The organism is Brachybacterium sp. GCM10030252 (assembly GCF_042666535.1).
Classification (GTDB): Bacteria; Actinomycetota; Actinomycetes; order Actinomycetales; family Dermabacteraceae; genus Brachybacterium.
Window position 1 is genome coordinate 153,998 of the sequence record NZ_JBHTDM010000010.1, and the last position, 16,246, is coordinate 170,243.

Consider the following 16,246-nt stretch of genomic DNA (forward strand, 5'->3'; position numbering starts at 1 on the left):
CCTCTACTTGAGTGCGTACAGCTCAAGGCTTGCCGCCGGCCCACGGCGGCCGGCATCGCACGAACCCGTTTGCGGCGTTCCCGTCGCAGAAAGGCAGGCACTCATGTCCCGTGTCGTCGGAATCGACCTCGGTACCACCAACTCCGTCGTCTCCGTCCTCGAGGGCGGCCAGCCCACCGTGATCGCGAACGCCGAGGGCGCTCGCACCACCCCGTCGGTCGTCGCCTTCTCCAAGCAGGGCGAGGTCCTGGTCGGTGAGGTCGCCAAGCGCCAGGCCGTGACCAACGTCGACCGCACCATCTCCTCGGTCAAGCGCCACATGGGCACCGACTGGAGCACCGAGATCGACGACAAGAAGTACACCGCGCAGGAGATCTCCGCGCGCATCCTCGGCAAGCTCAAGCGCGACGCCGAGTCCTACCTGGGCGAGGACGTCACCGACGCGGTCGTCACGGTCCCCGCGTACTTCAGCGACGCCGAGCGCCAGGCCACGAAGGACGCCGGCACCATCGCCGGCCTCAACGTGCTGCGCATCGTCAACGAGCCCACCGCCGCGGCCCTGGCCTACGGCCTCGAGAAGGGCAACGACGACGAGCAGATCCTCGTCTTCGACCTCGGCGGCGGCACCTTCGACGTCTCCCTGCTCGGCGTGAGCAAGGACGAGGAGGGCTCGACCATCCAGGTCCAGGCCACCGCGGGCGACAACCGCCTCGGCGGCGACGACTGGGACCAGAAGATCGTCGACTGGCTGATCTCCCAGGTCAAGAACAAGGAGGGCGTGGACCTCTCCAAGGACCGCATCGCTCTGCAGCGCCTCAAGGAGGCCGCCGAGCAGGCGAAGAAGGAGCTGTCCTCCTCGACCTCCACGAACATCTCGCTGCAGTACCTCTCGATGACCGAGAACGGGCCGCTGCACCTCGACGAGAAGCTCACCCGGGCTCAGTTCGAGGACATGACCTCCGACCTGCTCGAGCGCACCAAGGCGCCGTTCCACCAGGTCATCAAGGACGCGGGCATCTCGGTCTCCGAGATCGACCACGTGATCCTGGTCGGCGGCTCCACCCGTATGCCGGCTGTGACCGACGTCGTGAAGTCCCTGACCGGTGGCAAGGAGCCCAACAAGGGCGTCAACCCCGATGAGGTCGTCGCCGTGGGCGCGGCCCTGCAGGCCGCGGTCATCAAGGGTGAGCGCAAGGACGTCCTGCTCATGGACGTCACCCCGCTCAGCCTCGGCATCGAGACCAAGGGCGGCGTGATGACCAAGCTCATCGAGCGCAACGCGGCCATCCCGACCAAGACGTCCGAGGTGTTCTCCACCGCGGAGGACAACCAGCCCTCCGTGGCGATCCAGGTGTTCCAGGGCGAGCGTCAGTTCACCCGGGACAACAAGATGCTGGGCACCTTCGAGCTGACCGGCATCGCCCCGGCTCCCCGCGGCATCCCGCAGATCGAGGTCACCTTCGACATCGACTCCAACGGCATCGTGCACGTGACCGCGAAGGACCGCGGCACCGGCAACGAGCAGTCCATCCAGATCACCGGCGGCTCCGCCCTGTCCGACGAGGACATCGACCGCATGGTGAAGGACGCCGAGGCCCACGCCGCCGAGGACGAGGAGCGCCGCAAGAACGCCGACGCCCGCAACACCCTCGAGCAGCTCGTCTACCAGGGCGACAAGGTCCTCAAGGACAACGAGGGCAAGGTGCCGGATGCAGATCGCACCAAGGCCGAGGAAGCCATCAAGGAGGCCAAGGAGTCCCTCGCCAGCGAGGACACCTCCACCGAGGACCTCGAGTCCAAGCGCGACGCGCTGAACGAGGCCCTGCAGGCTGTGGGCACCGCGATCTACTCCCAGGCCGAGCAGGAGGGTGCCGAGGGCGCCGCCGGGGCCGAGGGTGCCGAGAGCGGTTCGACCTCGTCGGACGATGACGACGTGGTCGACGCCGAGGTCGTGGACGAGGACGAGGAGAAGAAGTGATGAGCGAGGACCAGAGCACTCCCGACGACGCGCAGCGCCCCGAGGGTGAGCCCCGGTTCTCCTTCAACGACAAGCGGAAGGTGAACCCGGAGGACGGCAGCGTCCGTGACTCCGGCGCCTCGGAGACCGCCTCCGCCGGGAACGAGCAGGACCCGGCGGAGGGCGCCGAGCCCGTCGACCCGATCGAGGCCGAGGCCGCGAAGCTCTACGAGCAGGCGGCCGAGGGCGATGACTCCGGCAGCGGGGTCCCGGCAGATGCCGGCCGGGTGGCCGAGCTCGAGGGCCAGGTCACCGAGCTGACCGAGCAGCTCAGGCGCGAACAGGCGGAGTACGTCAACTCGCGCCGGCGCATCGAGGGCGCCGCCGAGGCGGGCAAGGAGGCGGCCGTGGGCCGTGTCCTGACCTCGCTGATCGGCGTCCTGGACGATGTGGAGCTGGGGCGTCAGCACGGCGACATCGCCGAGGGCACCCCCTTCCACTCGATCGCCCAGAAGCTCGAGGACACCCTCGGGTCGCACGGTCTGAGGCGCTACGGCGCCGTCGGGGAGGAGTTCGATCCGAACCTCCACGAGGCGCTGATGCACGAGCAGGCCGACGACGCCGAGACCACCACGATCGCGCAGGTCATGCAGCCCGGCTACGCCCTGGGCGAGCGCGTGCTGCGACCGGCGCGGGTGAGCACCCGCGGCCCGGCCTGACCGGTCGCACCTAGGGGCGGCGCGGGGCCCTGCCGGCCATCACCCGGCCGGCAGGGCCCCGCCCTCCCCGCCCCGGCGGGCGTGTCCCGTCGGCCCCATATCTCTCACCCACCGACTCACCGCCCACCGACCCCAGGAAGCCCCTGACGCTCCCGAAAGGAGACGCACATGTCCGGACAGGACTGGCTCGACAAGGACTTCTACGCGGTCCTCGGCGTCTCGAAGGACGCGAGCGCGCAGGAGATCAAGAAGGCCTATCGGGCCAAGGCCAAGAAGTTCCACCCCGACCGTCATCCCGACGACCCCACGGCCGAGGAGAAGTTCAAGGAGGTCGGTGAGGCCTACTCGGTGCTCAACGATCCCGAGCAGCGTCAGCAGTACGACGCGATCCATGCCATGGGTTCCGGCGGCGCGCGCTTCTCCGCGGGCCAGGGCGGCCCCGGCGGTGCAGGCTTCGAGGACGTCTTCTCCTCCATGTTCGGCGGCCAGGGCGGCGGCTTCTCCGGCGCCGGGGCACGCGGCGCCCGGGGCGGCGCGGCAGAGCCGGATCTCGAGGACATCCTGCGCATGTTCGGCGGGCAGGCCGGCGGTGGCTACAGCAGCGGTCCGGCCGGATTCGGCGCCACGGGCGGCTTCGGCGGCGCCGGTGGACCAGGCGGCGCCCCGCCGAAGGGGGCCGACATCTCCGCCCGCACCCGCATCGGCTTCCGCGACGCCGCGCTGGGCACCGAGATCCGCCTGAACGTCGAGGGACGCACCGTGACGGCGCGCATCCCGGCCGGCGTGCATGACGGCCAGAAGATCCGGCTGCGCGGCAAGGGACGCCCCGGTCCCGGCTCGGCCCCGGCGGGCGACCTGCTGCTGACCCTCGACGTCGAGGAGCATCCCGTCTGGAGCAGTGACGGCGCGAACCTGCGCCTGACCGTCCCGATCTCCTTCGACGAGGCGGTCCTGGGCACCACGCTGTCGGTGCCGCTGCTCGACGGCGGCTCCGTGAGCGTCAAGGTGCCACCGGGCACCCCGTCGGGCCGCACCCTGCGGGTGCGCGGCAAGGGCATCACCACGAAGAAGACCACGGGTGATCTGCTGGTCACCGTGCAGGTCGCGGTGCCCACCCACGTCGAGGGCAAGGCCAAGCGGGCCGTCGAGGATCTGCGCGAGGCGCTGGCCGACGAGGACCCGCGGGCAGGACTGGCGGAGGCCGCCGCCCGCTGACACCCGCTCCGGCGGGGCGGCCTCGCCGCTCCGCCGGCGCGGCCTCTCGCCACCGAGTCCTCGTGCGCCGGCTGCCGCCGGCGGCAGGCCCCGGCCTGGCAGAGTAGGACGGAGCAGAGAGCAGACCTCGCCCGACGTAGGTATCCCGCGTAGAACTGGCGCAGGAAGGAGCATCCCCGATGGCCGGCCCGCACCGCATCGACGAGCGCGCACCCGTGTTCGTGATCTCCGTGGCCGCGGAGCTGTCCGGGATGCACCCGCAGACGCTGCGCCAGTACGACCGGCTGGGCCTGGTCTCCCCGCAGCGCACCCGCGGGCGGGGCCGGCGCTACAGTGCGCGCGACGTCGCGAAGCTGCGCGAGATCCAGCGACTCTCCCAGGACCAGGGCATCAACCTCGCCGGGATCAAACGGATCATGGAGCTGCAGGACGAGGTCAACGACCTCGCCGACCAGCTCGAGAGCGTCCAGGAGACTCTCGACGCGATGACCCCCGCGCAGCGGCGGGTGTTCTCGGCCGACCGCGACGGGGAGATCAGCGCGCTGCGCCGGGGCGAGAGGCCCCAGCGGCGCGGCGGAGGCGCGCTCGTACTGTGGCGTCCCTCGCGTCGGCAGTGAGACCGCGCGAGCGGCGATGGGGCTGCACGCCCGTCAGCCGGTAGATCTCCTCGAGCCGGCGGGCCACCGAGCGCAGATCGACGTCCTCGGCGGCGAGCCGCCCGGCCTCGGTGAGGTCCTCGAGCCGCCCCTCCAGCAGATCGGTGAGCTTGCGCGCGACCTCGGCCGGGAACTCGGGGCCGTCGCCGGCGACCTGGTGGGTCAGCACCCCGTCGGGCATCCGGTCCCGGTACAGCGGGATGGCCCGCACCAGGGCGGGAACTCCGCAGGCCAGTGCCTCCCACAGCACGATCCCCTCGGTCTCCTCCTTGGTCAGGAAGCAGAACACGTCCGCGCCGCAGTAGGCCTCACGCAGCTTGTCGGGGCGGAGGTAGCCGGGGAACAGGGCGTTCGAGGGCGCAGTGGCCAGAGCGCGCTCGACGTCGGCCGTCAGCAGGCGCTCGTCCGTGCGGCCGTACCAGACGAAGGTGACCTCGGGCATCCGTCGGGCCACCTCGACCCAGTCGAGGATCCCCTTGCGCACCAGCTGCATGCCGACGCTGATGACCACCTTCGCATCCGGGGCGATGCCGAGGGACTCGCGCAGCCGCGGCCGCGCCTCGGGATCCGGACGGAAGAACGTGGTGTCCACGCCGTTGGAGAGCACATGGATGCTGCTGGTGATGCCGTACTTCGGGTCCGAGACCAGCTCCCGGGAGTACTCGCTGGGCGTGACCACGGCATCCCCGAGGCGGTACAGGTGCGAGATCCACCGCCGGAACAGCGGCGCGAGCTGGTTGGAGCCGGGGAAGGAATCGCGGAAGTCGTTCTCCGTCGAGTGCGCCCACACCAGCACGGGCCGGCGCCATAGACGGGCCCAGCGCGCGAGGAGCGGGGTGTCCGGGAAGGGGGTGTTGAGGTGGACGACATCGAAGGGGAGCAGCGGATTGGTGACCACCTTGTGCCCGAGCGCGCGCACCACGGACTCCTGATGCCGGATCGCCGCTCCGATCCCGGATTCGCGGGCGAGCCCGGCCATGCCGTGCGGCATGAGCACGCGCAGCGGCTCATGGGTGCGCACGTTGCGGCGCGGGTGCCGCCCGGGCAGGAGAGTGTGGACGACATGGTCCAGCCAGTGCACGGCCGGGTCCCAGGGCCGGCGGGGGCGCCTGACGGCGCGGGTCCTCATGAGCATGACTCTCCTCCGTTCACCAGGGCAGGACGCGGAGCAGGATGGCGCTGGCGCCGAGCCCGTACGCGATCAGGGCCCACGGCTTGCACAGCAGGATGATCGCCGCGTAGGTGCGCCACCGCATCCGGGTGGTCCCGGCGATGTAGCACAGCAGATCGTCCGGCGCGATCGGCAGCGCGATCGCGAGGCCGAAGGCGCGGGTGAAGTGGGCGTTGCGCGTCCAGCCCAGGAATTTCTCGACCGTCCGCGGGCGGAAGATCCGTTCGATGAGCGCGAGGCCGACGTGCCGGGCGATCAGGAAGTTCAGGAGCGACCCGGTGCACACGGCGATGTAGTTCAGCAGGGTGCCTTCGACGGGACCGAACAGGACCGGGCCGGCGATGACCAGGAGGCCACCGGGCACGATCGGGAACACCACCGAGGCGGCGGAGACGATCAGGAAGGCGACCGGTCCCCAGGCTCCGAGGGAGTCGATGAAGCTCTGGAGGTTCGCCAGTGACTGCAGCACGCCCGTCTGCAGGCCCCACCAGATCAAGCCGATGCTGAGCCCGAGTCCCAGCAGCGGGGAGAGGCGGGCGGCGATCCGCACGGGGTCCCGACGGGCCGGGGCGGCGGGGCCGGTTCCGAACCCTCCGAGCGCTCCGAGCTCCCCGTGGTCCCCGATGCGCGGTGGCGCGACGGTCCCGGGCTCCCCGGCGAGCTCCAGCGTCGAGCGCTCGGCGCGCGAGATCCCGCCGGGGACGGCCACGGCGGTCGGTGCGGACTGGATCGCGGTGCTCATGCCACGGCCGCCATCCGGGTGATGACGCGCGGGGAGTGACGCAGCAGCGTCTGCTGGTACACCTCGAGCACGGAGCGGCCGAACCGGCGGGCCCCGAAGGTGGCCGCGGCGTGCTCGACCGCGGCCGCAGCCATCTCGCGGCGCGTGCGCGGGTCATCCAGCAGTGCCGAGAGGTGCTGGGTGAACTCCGCCGCGGTCTCGTACTGGTGGCCGGTGCGGCCGTCGAGGACCACGCTGGCCAGCGACGGGTCCCGGTGGCACAGGAGCGGCAGGCCGCTGGCGAGGGCTTCGATGAAGGTCAGGCCCTGGGTCTCGCTCAGGGAGGCGCTGACGAACACGTCGCCGACGCGGTACCAGCGCTGGACCTCGGCGGGCTCGACCACGCCCGTGAACACGACGCGATCGGCGATGCCCAGCTGCCGCGCGCGCTCCTCGAGCTCCTCGCGATAGGGGCCCTCGCCCACCAGCACCAGGACCACGTCGCTGCGATCGGCGGCCGCGACCATGTCCAGGACCTCGTCGAGGTTCTTCTCCTTGGCCAGGCGGCACACCGAGACCAGCACCTTGTGGTCCGCGCCGATGCCCAGCCGCGAGCGCAGGGCGGCGGTGTCGGCCCGCTCGGCCTCGGAGGCGGCCGGCCGGAAACGCTCCAGATCCAGCCCCGTGGGGACGACGTGGACCGGCCGGCGCACCCCGTACCCGCTCAGCAGCGCGGCGACCTTGGCGGTGGGGACGACGACGGCGTCGGTGCCCGAGAGCACGCGCCGCGAGAAGGTCGCGACCACCTTGCGGCCGACGGTGCGGCTGGGGGAGTAATAGTGCGTGTAGTCCTCGTAGATGGTGTGGTACGTGTGGATCAGCGGCACCGAGAGGGTGCGGGCGATCCGGCGGGCCCACACATGGGTGGAGAACTCGCAGTGGGAATGGATCACATCCGGCCGCCAGCGCAGGATGTCCCGCAGAACTCGACGGCTGGCCGGCATGCCGATCCGCGCCCGGTCGTAGAACATGGCCGCGGAGACCGAGCCGATGCGGTAGACGCCGGGTTCGCTGCGGGTGCGGATCCCCTGGGAGAGGGTGAGGACGCGGACGTCGCAGCCCAGCGCGATCAGTTCCCGGCGCAGAGTGGCGACGGAGGCGACGACGCCGTTGACGACCGGCTCCCACCAGTCGGTGGTCAGCAGCACCCGCAGCGGTCGCTGCTCGCCGCCGGTGCGTTCACCGCCGGCACGCTCCCCGCCGCGGCGCTCGCCCCCGGTCCGCTCGGCGGCGGTCCGGGCGGTGGCCGCCCGGTCGGCGGGGCGCATCTGGATCACGTTCACCCCTCGACCTTCGCACTCGGAGGCGTCTCCGTCGTCCGTCGAGCGGATGAACGGGGTCAGACTCCGGTCTGATATCTGCCTCGTCCACTCACCGTGGGATGTCCTCGACCTCATGGTTCGAGCCTACGGGCGGCGATCTTCGACCACGACGGGGCACGCCCGAGCCGTCGCGGAGTGTTTCCCCCTGGTGCGTCAGTTCGTAACCTGGTAATGCGCGGTGAGCGAGGTGGAGGCCAGCTGCTGGCTGAAGATCGCGAACCGGGCCCCGATGTGCGGGCCGTCGGGGTCCGCACCCAGCGTCTCGACCGGCAGGGCGTGGACCGTGAAGGTGTAGCGGTGCGGCGGTCCGGCCGGCGGCTCGGGGCCGTCGTACCCGCGGTTGCCGAAGTCGTTGACGCCCTGCTGCAGGGAGGGCTCCTCGCGGGGGACGCCGAGGGGCAGCGAGGTCGTGGTGGCAGGGATGTCCCACGCGATCCAGTGCCAGAAGCCGGAACCGGTGGGGGCGTCCGGGTCGAACAGCGTCACCGCGAACGAGCGGGTGCCCTCAGGGGCGCCCGACCAAGTCAGGTCCGGAGAGAGGTTCTGCCCGCCGAGGTTCTCCACCAGCTGCTGGGGAGCCACCTCGGTGCCGTCCGGGGTCGCGTTCGAGGTCACGGTGAAGGTGTTCTCGCTCATGCCTGCCAGCGTAAGCAGGTGCGGGCGCGCTGTCGACCGGCCGGCGGCCCGGCCTACCGCTCGGCCGACCGCTCAGGCGACCGCTCTGCCCGCGCCGCCGTCGGTGGGGGCGTCCGGCTCAGAATCCGTCGGCCGACGGTCGCGGGTAGTGCTGGAGGAACTTCTTGACCTGGTTCGCCTGGGCGGCGAGGACGTAGGCGCGGCGCCGCGGTCCCTCCGGGCCGTAGGACAGCGGGTGGACGGTGCAGCGCCGACCGATCTCCCGCACCCGCGCGCGCAGGTCCGGATCGATGATGTACCGGCGCAGCAGCATCCAGGGCACGATCGAGTAGAGGATCTCCTGCTGCGGGACCATCCGCTCCGCCTCGCGGTCCTCGACCAGATCGGCGACGACGGGCACGGCGACATTCGCGCCGGCCGCGGTCATGTAGTAGTTGTTGCGACCGATGCGGGGATTGACCTCGAAGAACTTGGCGATGCCATCGCGCGGATCGATCTTGACATCGAAGTTCGCATAGCCGCGGTAGCCGGTGTGCTCGAGGAAGCGCACGGACTGCTCGAGCACGTCGGGCAGGTCGGTGGTGTACATCGCCGCCGGGTTCCCCTGGGCGATGGGTGTGTGCTCCTCCAGCAGCACCTGCGCCCCGCCCAGCAGCGTCACCTTCCCGCGGGTGTCGACGTACGCGGTCACCGACAGCATGGACGTGTCATCGCCCGGGATCATCTCCTGGACCACGAAGCGGTCGGTGTACCCGGCGGCGCTGAGCCGGCCGACCAGGTCGAGCAGCTGGGCGCGGTCGTGGAACTCGAAGACCTTGCGCTTGCCCGGGAAGGAGACCGCGTTGTACGCCGAGGAGCGGGAGGCCTTGGCGACCACGGGCCAGCCGAGATCGAGCTCGGGCACCTCCGGGGTGGAGCCGCCGGCGAAATCGAGCACGACGGTGCGCGGCGTGGGCACCCCGATCTGCTCGCAGACCTCGCTGAATGCCGCCTTGTCGGCCACCGTGGCCAGCACGTCGTCAGCGAGCAGGGGGAGATGGAAGTACTGGCTCAGGCGGTCGCGGTGGGCGGCCAGCAGCGAGACCAGGAAGTCGGCATTGGCCAGCAGGATCGGGCGGTGCCCGGCCGGCCCGGAGGCCTTGCCGGACCCGACCTCGAGCAGGGCCCGGATCAGCTCGTCCTCGCTCGCGGACATCCCGACCTCGACGGTCTCCAGGATGGAGGAATCCGCGACGGGGCCCACGACCCTGCGGGTCACCACGGTGGCCCGGATCCCGTACTCCTCGTGGAAGGCGCGGGCCAGCGCGTAGATGCCGATGTCACCGCCCAGCAGCACCAGGTCGATCCCGGGCGAGGGATCGACGGCGAAGGGGCGGGCGGGGGTGTCGGGCATCGGGGCGGGGTCCTTCCCAGGATCAGAATCCGGTGTCGGTGGGCCGCGGGTACACGGCGCGGAACTTGCGCACGAAGTTCAGGCCCGAGAGCACGGAGTAGGCGCGCATCCACAGACCTTCAGGACCGTACCGGAAGGGGTTGCGCAGGGAGGTGCGCGCCACGCGGCGGATCCGGTCCCGCAGCGCGGGATCGCGCAGGTAGCGCAGCACCAGGCGCACCGGCAGGATCGAGTACACAACGGTGTCGGTGACCACGACCTGCTCGAGGTCCCGGCCGTGGACGCGATCCTCGACGACGTGCCGGGCCACGGATTCCCCGGCTGCGGTGACGTAGTAGTTGTTGCGGCCGATGCGCGGGTTGATCTCGAAGAAGCACTCGCGGCCGGTGCGCGGGTCGACCTTCACATCGAAGTTCGCGAAGCCGACGTAGTCCACCGCGTCGAGGAACCTCTCCGCGGCGGCGGTCAGGGACGGGAAGTCGCCGGTGACCATGGCGGCGGGCCGGCCCAGGGCATCGGGGGTGTGCTCGCCCAGCAGCACCTGGGCGGCGCAGAGCAGGGTGACCTTGCCGCGGCTGGAGCGGTAGGCGGTGATCGAGCGCTGGGCGGTGTCATCGCCCTCGATGAGCTCCTGGAACAGGAATCTCCCGGTGAAGCCCGACTCGCGCAGCCGCCGCACGAGATCCTGCTGCTGCTCGGCGGATTCGAGGAAGAAGACCTTCCGCTTCCCGGGGAACTGCACGTGGTGGTACTCGGCAGTATTGGCGGCCTTGCCGACCACCGGGTAGGCCCACGGCAGCTCATCGGTGCCGTTCCAGTCGCTCTCGCCTGCCCGCGCGAAATCGACGATCACCGTGGGCACAGTGCCGATGCCGAGCCGCTCACAGATCTCGGCGAACTCCGCCTTGTCGGCCAGACGCGCGAGCAGATCGGCGTCGACCTGCGCCAGGAGGTAGTGCTCCTCGAGGTCGGCGCGGAAGCGGTCGATGAAGTCGATCAGGGAGTCCGCGTTGGTCAGCAGCAGCGCCGGGCGCCCCGGAGCGCGCCGGGAGGCGAGCTCGAGCAGAGCATCGCGCATGTCCTCATCGCTCGCCTCGGCTCCGAGCACCTCGAGGTCGGTGGTCACGGTGTGCTCGTTCATCGCCACCGGGATGCGCACCACGGTGGTGCAGCGCATCCCGTACTGCTGATGGAAGGCGATGGTCAGGTTCAAGGAGTTCAGACCGGCCCCGAGGACGACGACGTCGAACCCGGGATCGGCCGGGGCAGTGGCGGGCATGCGGAAGATCTTATCCGCGAGCGGCACGTGCAAGAATGCGCAAGCTCCTGCAGAGCGGCGGGGCGCGGCGCAGCGGCAACCCGCGGGGCCACGGCGGATCCGAACGGGGCCGCTAGCATGGAGCGGTGACCGCACCGACCTCCTCCCGCACCAGCTACGACTCCTCCCGCCAGCGCAGTGACGAGATCTGGAAGCAGATCGAGAGCGACCCCTCGGGGCTGCGCATGCTGACGGGGGACCGCCCCACCGGCGCCCTGCACATCGGCCACTACTTCGGGTCGCTGCGTAACCGGGTGCGCCTGCAGGAGGCCGGGATCGAGACCTGGGTGCTGGTCGCCGACTACCAGGTGATCACCGACCGCGATGTCGTCGGTGACATCCGCGGCTCGGTGCGCGAGCTGCTGACCGACTACCTCGCCGTCGGCCTGGACCCCGAGAAGTCCACCTTCTTCGCGCACTCGGCCGTGCCGGCGCTGAACCAGCTGATGCTGCCGTTCCTCTCGCTGGTCACCCAGCCGGAGCTGGAGCGCAATCCCACCGTCAAGGCCGAGCTCGCCGCGGCCGGGAAGTCCGCGATGGGCGGGCTGCTGCTGACCTACCCGGTCCATCAGGCCGCGGACATCCTCTTCTGCCACGGCAACGTGGTCCCGGTGGGCAAGGATCAGCTGCCCCACATCGAGCAGACCCGTGTCATCGCCCGGCGCTTCAACGAGCGCTACGCGGACGGAGAGCAGGTCTTCACCGAGCCCGACGCGCTGCTGTCGGACGCCCCCACCATCCTGGGCCTCGACGGTGCGGCCAAGATGAGCAAGTCGCTGGGCAACACCGTGATGCTGCGGATGAGCCCGGACGAGACCCTGAAGAAGATCAAGAAGGCCAAGACGGACTCCGAGCGACGGATCACCTATGACCCCGAGGGGCGCCCCGAGGTCGCCAACCTGCTCACGATCGCCTCGGAGGCCACCGGGCGCACGCCCGAGGAGATCGCCTCCGAGGTCGGCGACGCCGGCTCCGGCACCCTGAAGATGCTGGCCGCCGAGGCGCTGAACGAGCACCTCGCCCCGATCCGCGCACGCCGGGCCGAGATCGAACAGGACCCGGAGTACCTGTTCGGGGTGCTGCGCGCCGGCGACGAACGCGCGAACGAGGTCGCCGAGCAGACCCTGGCGCGCGTGCGCGAGGTCATGGGCATGGTGTACTGACCGGTTCCTCGCCGGGCGCGCCGCCGCGTCTCAGCGCTCCGTGGCCGGCGACTGGCCTCGCAGGATCGCGGCGATGCGCTCGAGGGTGGCGGGCATGCCGGCACGGGCTGCCTTCCGGCGGATCTCGATCTGCCTCGCGGCATCCTCGCCGTGCCGCTCGGCGAAGACCTTCTCGGCGCGCTCGCCGAACCGGGTGTACTGGATCAGCTCGGTGCCGCCGTCCTGTGGCTGCATGCGGTAGCCCCAGATCACCTCCGCCGGGCCCACGGACCACGCGAACTCCCGGCCGGGTTCGTCGATGACGACCGTGGAGACGGTCTGCCATGTCCGCTCCGGCGTGCGGTTATGACCGGTGAACGTCGCGCCCACGCCCCGGGCCTCGGAGTTCCATTCGGCCTTCTCGGTCTGGACGCTCCATTCGCCGGTGCGCGTGATGTCGCTGAGCAGTGCGTAGACCTCCTCCGGGGTGGCGGGCACGCAGAGGGAAGCGTCGAGCTCGTACGTCATGGCGCGAGCCTATGCGCTCAGCCGCGGGAGCTGTGCAGCCTGTGGACCCGCTCGAGGGGGTGACCCGAACCCGGGACTCCGCGGGTGCTGCCGAAGGACGGATCCGGCCACGGCCGTTCCGAGTTCCCGTTATGCTCGGGGAAAGTGCCCCTTTGGGGCTCCGGGAGATCCAGTCCACAGGAGGAAGCATGCCCGTCTACGAGAACGTCTCCGAACTCGTCGGCCGTACCCCGCTGGTCAAGCTCAATCGCCTCGGCGACGACGTCAAGGCCACCGTGCTCGCCAAGCTCGAGTTCTACAACCCCGCCAACTCCGTCAAGGACCGCATCGGCGTCGCCATGATCGATGCCGCCGAGGAGTCCGGCCAACTGCAGCCCGGCGGCACCATCGTCGAGGCCACCAGCGGCAACACGGGCATCGCCCTGGCCATGATCGGCAGCTCGCGCGGCTACAAGGTCATCCTCACGATGCCGGAGTCGATGTCCAACGAGCGCCGCATGCTGCTGCGCGCCTACGGCGCCGAGCTGATCCTCACCGAGGCCGCCAAGGGCATGAAGGGCGCGGTCGAGAAGGCCGAGCAGGTCGCCGAGGAGACCGGTGCCGTCCAGGTCAAGCAGTTCGACAACCCGGCCAACGTCGAGATCCACCGCCGCACCACGGCCGAGGAGATCTGGGACGACACCGAGGGCTCGGTGGACGCGGTCGTCGCCGGCATCGGCACCGGCGGCACGATCAGCGGCGTCGGTCAGGTGCTCAAGGAGCGCAAGAGCGAGGTCACGATGATCGCGGTCGAGCCCGAGGAGTCCGCAATCCTCAACGGCGGCCAGCCCGGCCCGCACAAGATCCAGGGCATCGGCGCGAACTTCGTGCCCAGCATCCTGGACCGCGAGATCTACGACGAGGTGCTCGACATCGACGCGGAGACCGCGATGGAGCGCGCCCGCGCCACCGCCCGTTCGGAAGGCCTGCTGGTCGGGATCTCCTCCGGCGCCGCGATCGAGGCGGCCGTGCGCGTCGGCTCCCGCGACGAGTACGCCGGCAAGACCATCGTCGTGATCGTGCCCTCCTTCGGCGAGCGGTACCTCTCCACGCCGCTGTTCTCCCAGTACGCGGACTGATCCCTTGGCTCTCGTCCGCGGCCTGGTCGGTCGCGCCATGGGTGCCGTCGCGACGGTCCGCGAGGACCTCGCGGCGGCACGCCGGCGCGATCCCGCCGCCACCGATGACCTCTCCCTGCTGCTGACGTCGCCGGGACTGCATGCGATCTGGACCTACCGCCTCGCCCATCAGATGTGGGAGCGCGGGGCGACGCTGTCGGCGCGGATCATCGCCCAGGGCGCCCGGTCGATCACCGGCGTGGAGATCCACCCGGGTGCCACCATCGGCCGGCGCTTCTTCATCGATCACGGCATGGGTGTCGTGATCGGCGAGACCGCCGAGGTCGGGGACGACGTCATGCTGTACCACGGCGTCACCCTCGGCGGCCGTTCCATGGAACCCGTCAAACGCCACCCCACCGTCGAGGACGGAGTCACCATCGGCGCCGGGGCGCGGGTGATCGGCCCTGTCGTGCTCGGACAGGGATCCCAGATCGGTGCCAACGCCGTGGTGGTCAAGGACGTGCCGGCGCTGGCCACCGCGGTGGGTGTGCCCGCGCAGGTGCGCACCGGTGCCGCCCACCCCCAGGAGCAGGTCGACCCGGCGATCTGGATCTGAGTCGACCCGACGAGACACCGACACGCTCCCGGCGCTCGGCCGTTCATCGCCCGGCGGGCCCGCCTCAGAAGGGGCGGAGGAACGAGGTCCCGCCGACGCCGTTGACCTCGCGCTCCCACTCGGGCAGCACCTCGTGGGCGTCCTCGGCGATGACATGATCGAAGGCGGCCCTCAGCGCAGGGTCCTGCGGCGGATCGACGTCGATCAGCACCGTCGTGGCCCCGTGCGACCGGGCGGTGGGTGCCAGCTGCGCCGCCGGGAACACGACACCGCTGGTGCCGACGGCGACGAAGAGGTCCGCCCGCTGGGCAAGCCGCGTCGCGAGGTCGAGGGGGCCCTGCGGCAGCATCTCGTCGAACAGCACCACGTCCGGCCGCGTCGGCGACCCGCACAGGGGGCAGCGGGCGGGGACCCCGTGGTCCTCGGGGCGCTCGCCGTCGCCGGGTTCGACCCGGCCGCGCCACGGGCATCCCGACCCCATGCAGGTGGCATGCAGCGCGCTGCCGTGCAGCTCGGCGACGACCTCGCTGCCGGCGGCCTGGTGCAGCCCGTCGATGTTCTGCGTGATCACGGGAGCACCGAGACGTGCGATCGCGCGGTGCCCGGGCGTGGGCCCGTGCTCGAGCGCGATCCGGCCCATCCTGCCCCAGACCTTCCACAGCAGCGGCAGCGACCGGGGCAGCTGGTCGGCGTGCATCGCCTGCTCCGTCTCCGGCTCCAGCGCCCACAGGCCGTCCGGTCCGCGGAACGTGCCCAGGCCGGTGCGGGCGCTGAGGCCCGACCCGGTCAGGAAGACGATCTCGCGGTGCTCACCGCCGGGTGAGAACCGGTCCTCCCGGCTCACCACTCCTCGTGCTCGCGGGAGTCCCAGGCTTCCTCCTCGCCCAGGTCCAACGTCGCCAGGAGCTCGCGATCCTCGTCGTCGAGGGTGATCTGGTCGAGGGTGGCGTTGGTGAGCTGGCGCTGCGGGTCGCTGGACTTCGGGATCACCACGATGTCCTGGTCCACGGCCCAGCGCAGCGAGACCTGGGAGGTGGTCACGCCGTGCTTGTCGGCCACCTTGCGCAGGGCGAACTGCGCGCCCAGCCCGTCGCGGCCGCCCAGCGGTCCCCAGGCCTCGGTGACGATGCCGTGCTCGCGATGGAAGGCGACCGCCTCGCGGCGCTGGAGCGCGGGGGAGAGCTGGATCTGGTTGACCTCGGGCCATACGCCGGTGGCGTCGACCAGCTCCTGCAGCTGCTCGGGGCGGAAGTTCGAGACGCCGATGTGCAGCGCCCTGCCCTCCTCCTTGAGATCGATCAGCGTGCGCCAGGTCTCCAGGGCGAGCCCGCGGGAGGGGTTCGGCCAGTGGATCAGCACCAGGGCGGCGCGCTCGAGCCCCAGGCGCCGCAGCGACTCCAGATACCCGGTGCGGGCCGCCTCGCGCCCCTGGTCGCCGCCGGCGATCTTCGTCGTCACCAGCACCTCGTCGGCATCGACGCCGCTGCGCCGCACGGCTTCGCCCACCGCGGCCTCGTTGCCGTACTGGGCGGCGGTGTCCAGCAGCCGGTACCCGGCGCGGATCGCCGCGGCGATGGACTCGCAGCCGTCGGCGCCCCGCAGGCCGGCGGTACCGAAGCCGACCAGCGGGAAGGGCGAGCCGTCGGCGAGGGTCGTGGTCGGGATGGACAGCGTGGTCATGGGGGCCTCCTG

Annotated in this window: 16 protein-coding genes; 7 read left to right on the plus strand and 9 right to left on the minus strand. The window is 71.0% G+C overall.

The window, feature by feature from the left end; all coding sequences use genetic code 11:
• Nucleotides 1–103 precede the first annotated feature (103 nt).
• The 4 genes from dnaK (at nt 104) to ACFQRJ_RS11140 (ending at nt 4,508) form a co-directional block, all read left to right on the plus strand.
• Entirely contained in the window at nt 104–1,978 is a 1,875-nt protein-coding gene (gene dnaK / locus ACFQRJ_RS11125; RefSeq protein WP_377019150.1) for a molecular chaperone DnaK, read from the plus strand.
• Nucleotides 1,978–2,676, plus strand: coding sequence for a nucleotide exchange factor GrpE (locus ACFQRJ_RS11130; RefSeq protein WP_377019151.1), 699 nt, complete (start codon nt 1,978–1,980; stop codon nt 2,674–2,676). The genes dnaK and ACFQRJ_RS11130 overlap by 1 nt, the downstream gene beginning before the upstream one ends.
• A 168-nt stretch (nt 2,677–2,844) precedes the next feature.
• On the plus strand, nt 2,845–3,891 hold the full coding sequence (locus ACFQRJ_RS11135) for a DnaJ C-terminal domain-containing protein (protein ID WP_377019152.1): 1,047 nt from the start codon (nt 2,845–2,847) through the stop codon (nt 3,889–3,891).
• 179 nt (nt 3,892–4,070) lie between these two features.
• Nucleotides 4,071–4,508: a heat shock protein transcriptional repressor HspR gene (locus ACFQRJ_RS11140; RefSeq protein ID WP_377019153.1), complete on the plus strand. Its 438-nt coding sequence runs from the start codon at nt 4,071–4,073 to the stop codon at nt 4,506–4,508.
• Here ACFQRJ_RS11140 and ACFQRJ_RS11145 read toward each other — a convergent pair.
• The 6 genes from ACFQRJ_RS11145 to ACFQRJ_RS11170 all read right to left on the minus strand — a co-directional run bounded on the left by ACFQRJ_RS11145 (nt 4,426) and on the right by ACFQRJ_RS11170 (nt 11,129).
• On the minus strand, nt 4,426–5,676 hold the full coding sequence (locus ACFQRJ_RS11145) for a glycosyltransferase (protein WP_377019154.1): 1,251 nt from the start codon (nt 5,674–5,676) through the stop codon (nt 4,426–4,428). The genes ACFQRJ_RS11140 and ACFQRJ_RS11145 overlap by 83 nt on opposite strands.
• A gap of 19 nt (nt 5,677–5,695) precedes the next feature.
• Nucleotides 5,696–6,460, minus strand: coding sequence for a TVP38/TMEM64 family protein (locus ACFQRJ_RS11150; protein ID WP_377019155.1), 765 nt, complete (start codon nt 6,458–6,460; stop codon nt 5,696–5,698).
• Nucleotides 6,457–7,782 (minus strand): glycosyltransferase, encoded by a 1,326-nt coding sequence (locus ACFQRJ_RS11155; protein WP_377019156.1) that lies wholly within the window; start codon nt 7,780–7,782, stop codon nt 6,457–6,459. Before ACFQRJ_RS11155 ends, ACFQRJ_RS11150 begins: the two co-directional genes overlap by 4 nt.
• A gap of 192 nt (nt 7,783–7,974) precedes the next feature.
• Nucleotides 7,975–8,457, minus strand: a complete 483-nt coding sequence (locus ACFQRJ_RS11160; RefSeq protein WP_377019158.1) for a YbhB/YbcL family Raf kinase inhibitor-like protein — start codon at nt 8,455–8,457, stop codon at nt 7,975–7,977.
• Between the two features lie 118 nt (nt 8,458–8,575).
• Nucleotides 8,576–9,850, minus strand: a complete 1,275-nt coding sequence (locus ACFQRJ_RS11165; RefSeq protein ID WP_377019159.1) for a carboxylate--amine ligase — start codon at nt 9,848–9,850, stop codon at nt 8,576–8,578.
• Nucleotides 9,851–9,872: 22 nt separating this feature from the next.
• Nucleotides 9,873–11,129, minus strand: coding sequence for a carboxylate--amine ligase (locus ACFQRJ_RS11170; RefSeq protein ID WP_377019160.1), 1,257 nt, complete (start codon nt 11,127–11,129; stop codon nt 9,873–9,875).
• Between the two features lie 125 nt (nt 11,130–11,254).
• Between ACFQRJ_RS11170 and trpS the strand changes: the two genes are divergently transcribed.
• A complete protein-coding gene (gene trpS / locus ACFQRJ_RS11175) occupies nt 11,255–12,331 on the plus strand; it encodes a tryptophan--tRNA ligase (protein WP_377019161.1) in 1,077 nt (358 codons plus the stop codon).
• A 30-nt stretch (nt 12,332–12,361) separates the two neighbouring features.
• Here the strand turns inward: trpS and ACFQRJ_RS11180 are convergent, their stop codons facing one another.
• On the minus strand, nt 12,362–12,838 hold the full coding sequence (locus ACFQRJ_RS11180) for an SRPBCC family protein (RefSeq protein WP_377019162.1): 477 nt from the start codon (nt 12,836–12,838) through the stop codon (nt 12,362–12,364).
• A gap of 188 nt (nt 12,839–13,026) precedes the next feature.
• On the opposite strand from ACFQRJ_RS11180, the gene cysK reads away from it, so the two are divergent.
• Together cysK and epsC are read left to right on the plus strand one after the other, a co-directional pair.
• On the plus strand, nt 13,027–13,956 hold the full coding sequence (gene cysK / locus ACFQRJ_RS11185) for a cysteine synthase A (protein WP_377019163.1): 930 nt from the start codon (nt 13,027–13,029) through the stop codon (nt 13,954–13,956).
• Nucleotides 13,957–13,993: 37 nt separating this feature from the next.
• Complete coding sequence (epsC, locus tag ACFQRJ_RS11190; protein ID WP_377019271.1) at nt 13,994–14,554, plus strand: serine O-acetyltransferase EpsC; 561 nt, start codon at nt 13,994–13,996, stop codon at nt 14,552–14,554.
• A gap of 64 nt (nt 14,555–14,618) precedes the next feature.
• On the opposite strand, the gene ACFQRJ_RS11195 is transcribed toward epsC, so the two are convergent.
• The gene (locus ACFQRJ_RS11195) at nt 14,619–15,398 is read right to left on the minus strand and encodes an NAD-dependent deacetylase (RefSeq protein ID WP_377019165.1); all 780 of its coding nucleotides are present in this window, start codon (nt 15,396–15,398) and stop codon (nt 14,619–14,621) included.
• The gene (locus ACFQRJ_RS11200) at nt 15,395–16,234 is read right to left on the minus strand and encodes an aldo/keto reductase (RefSeq protein ID WP_377019166.1); all 840 of its coding nucleotides are present in this window, start codon (nt 16,232–16,234) and stop codon (nt 15,395–15,397) included. Before ACFQRJ_RS11200 ends, ACFQRJ_RS11195 begins: the two co-directional genes overlap by 4 nt.
• Nucleotides 16,235–16,246 lie beyond the last annotated feature (12 nt).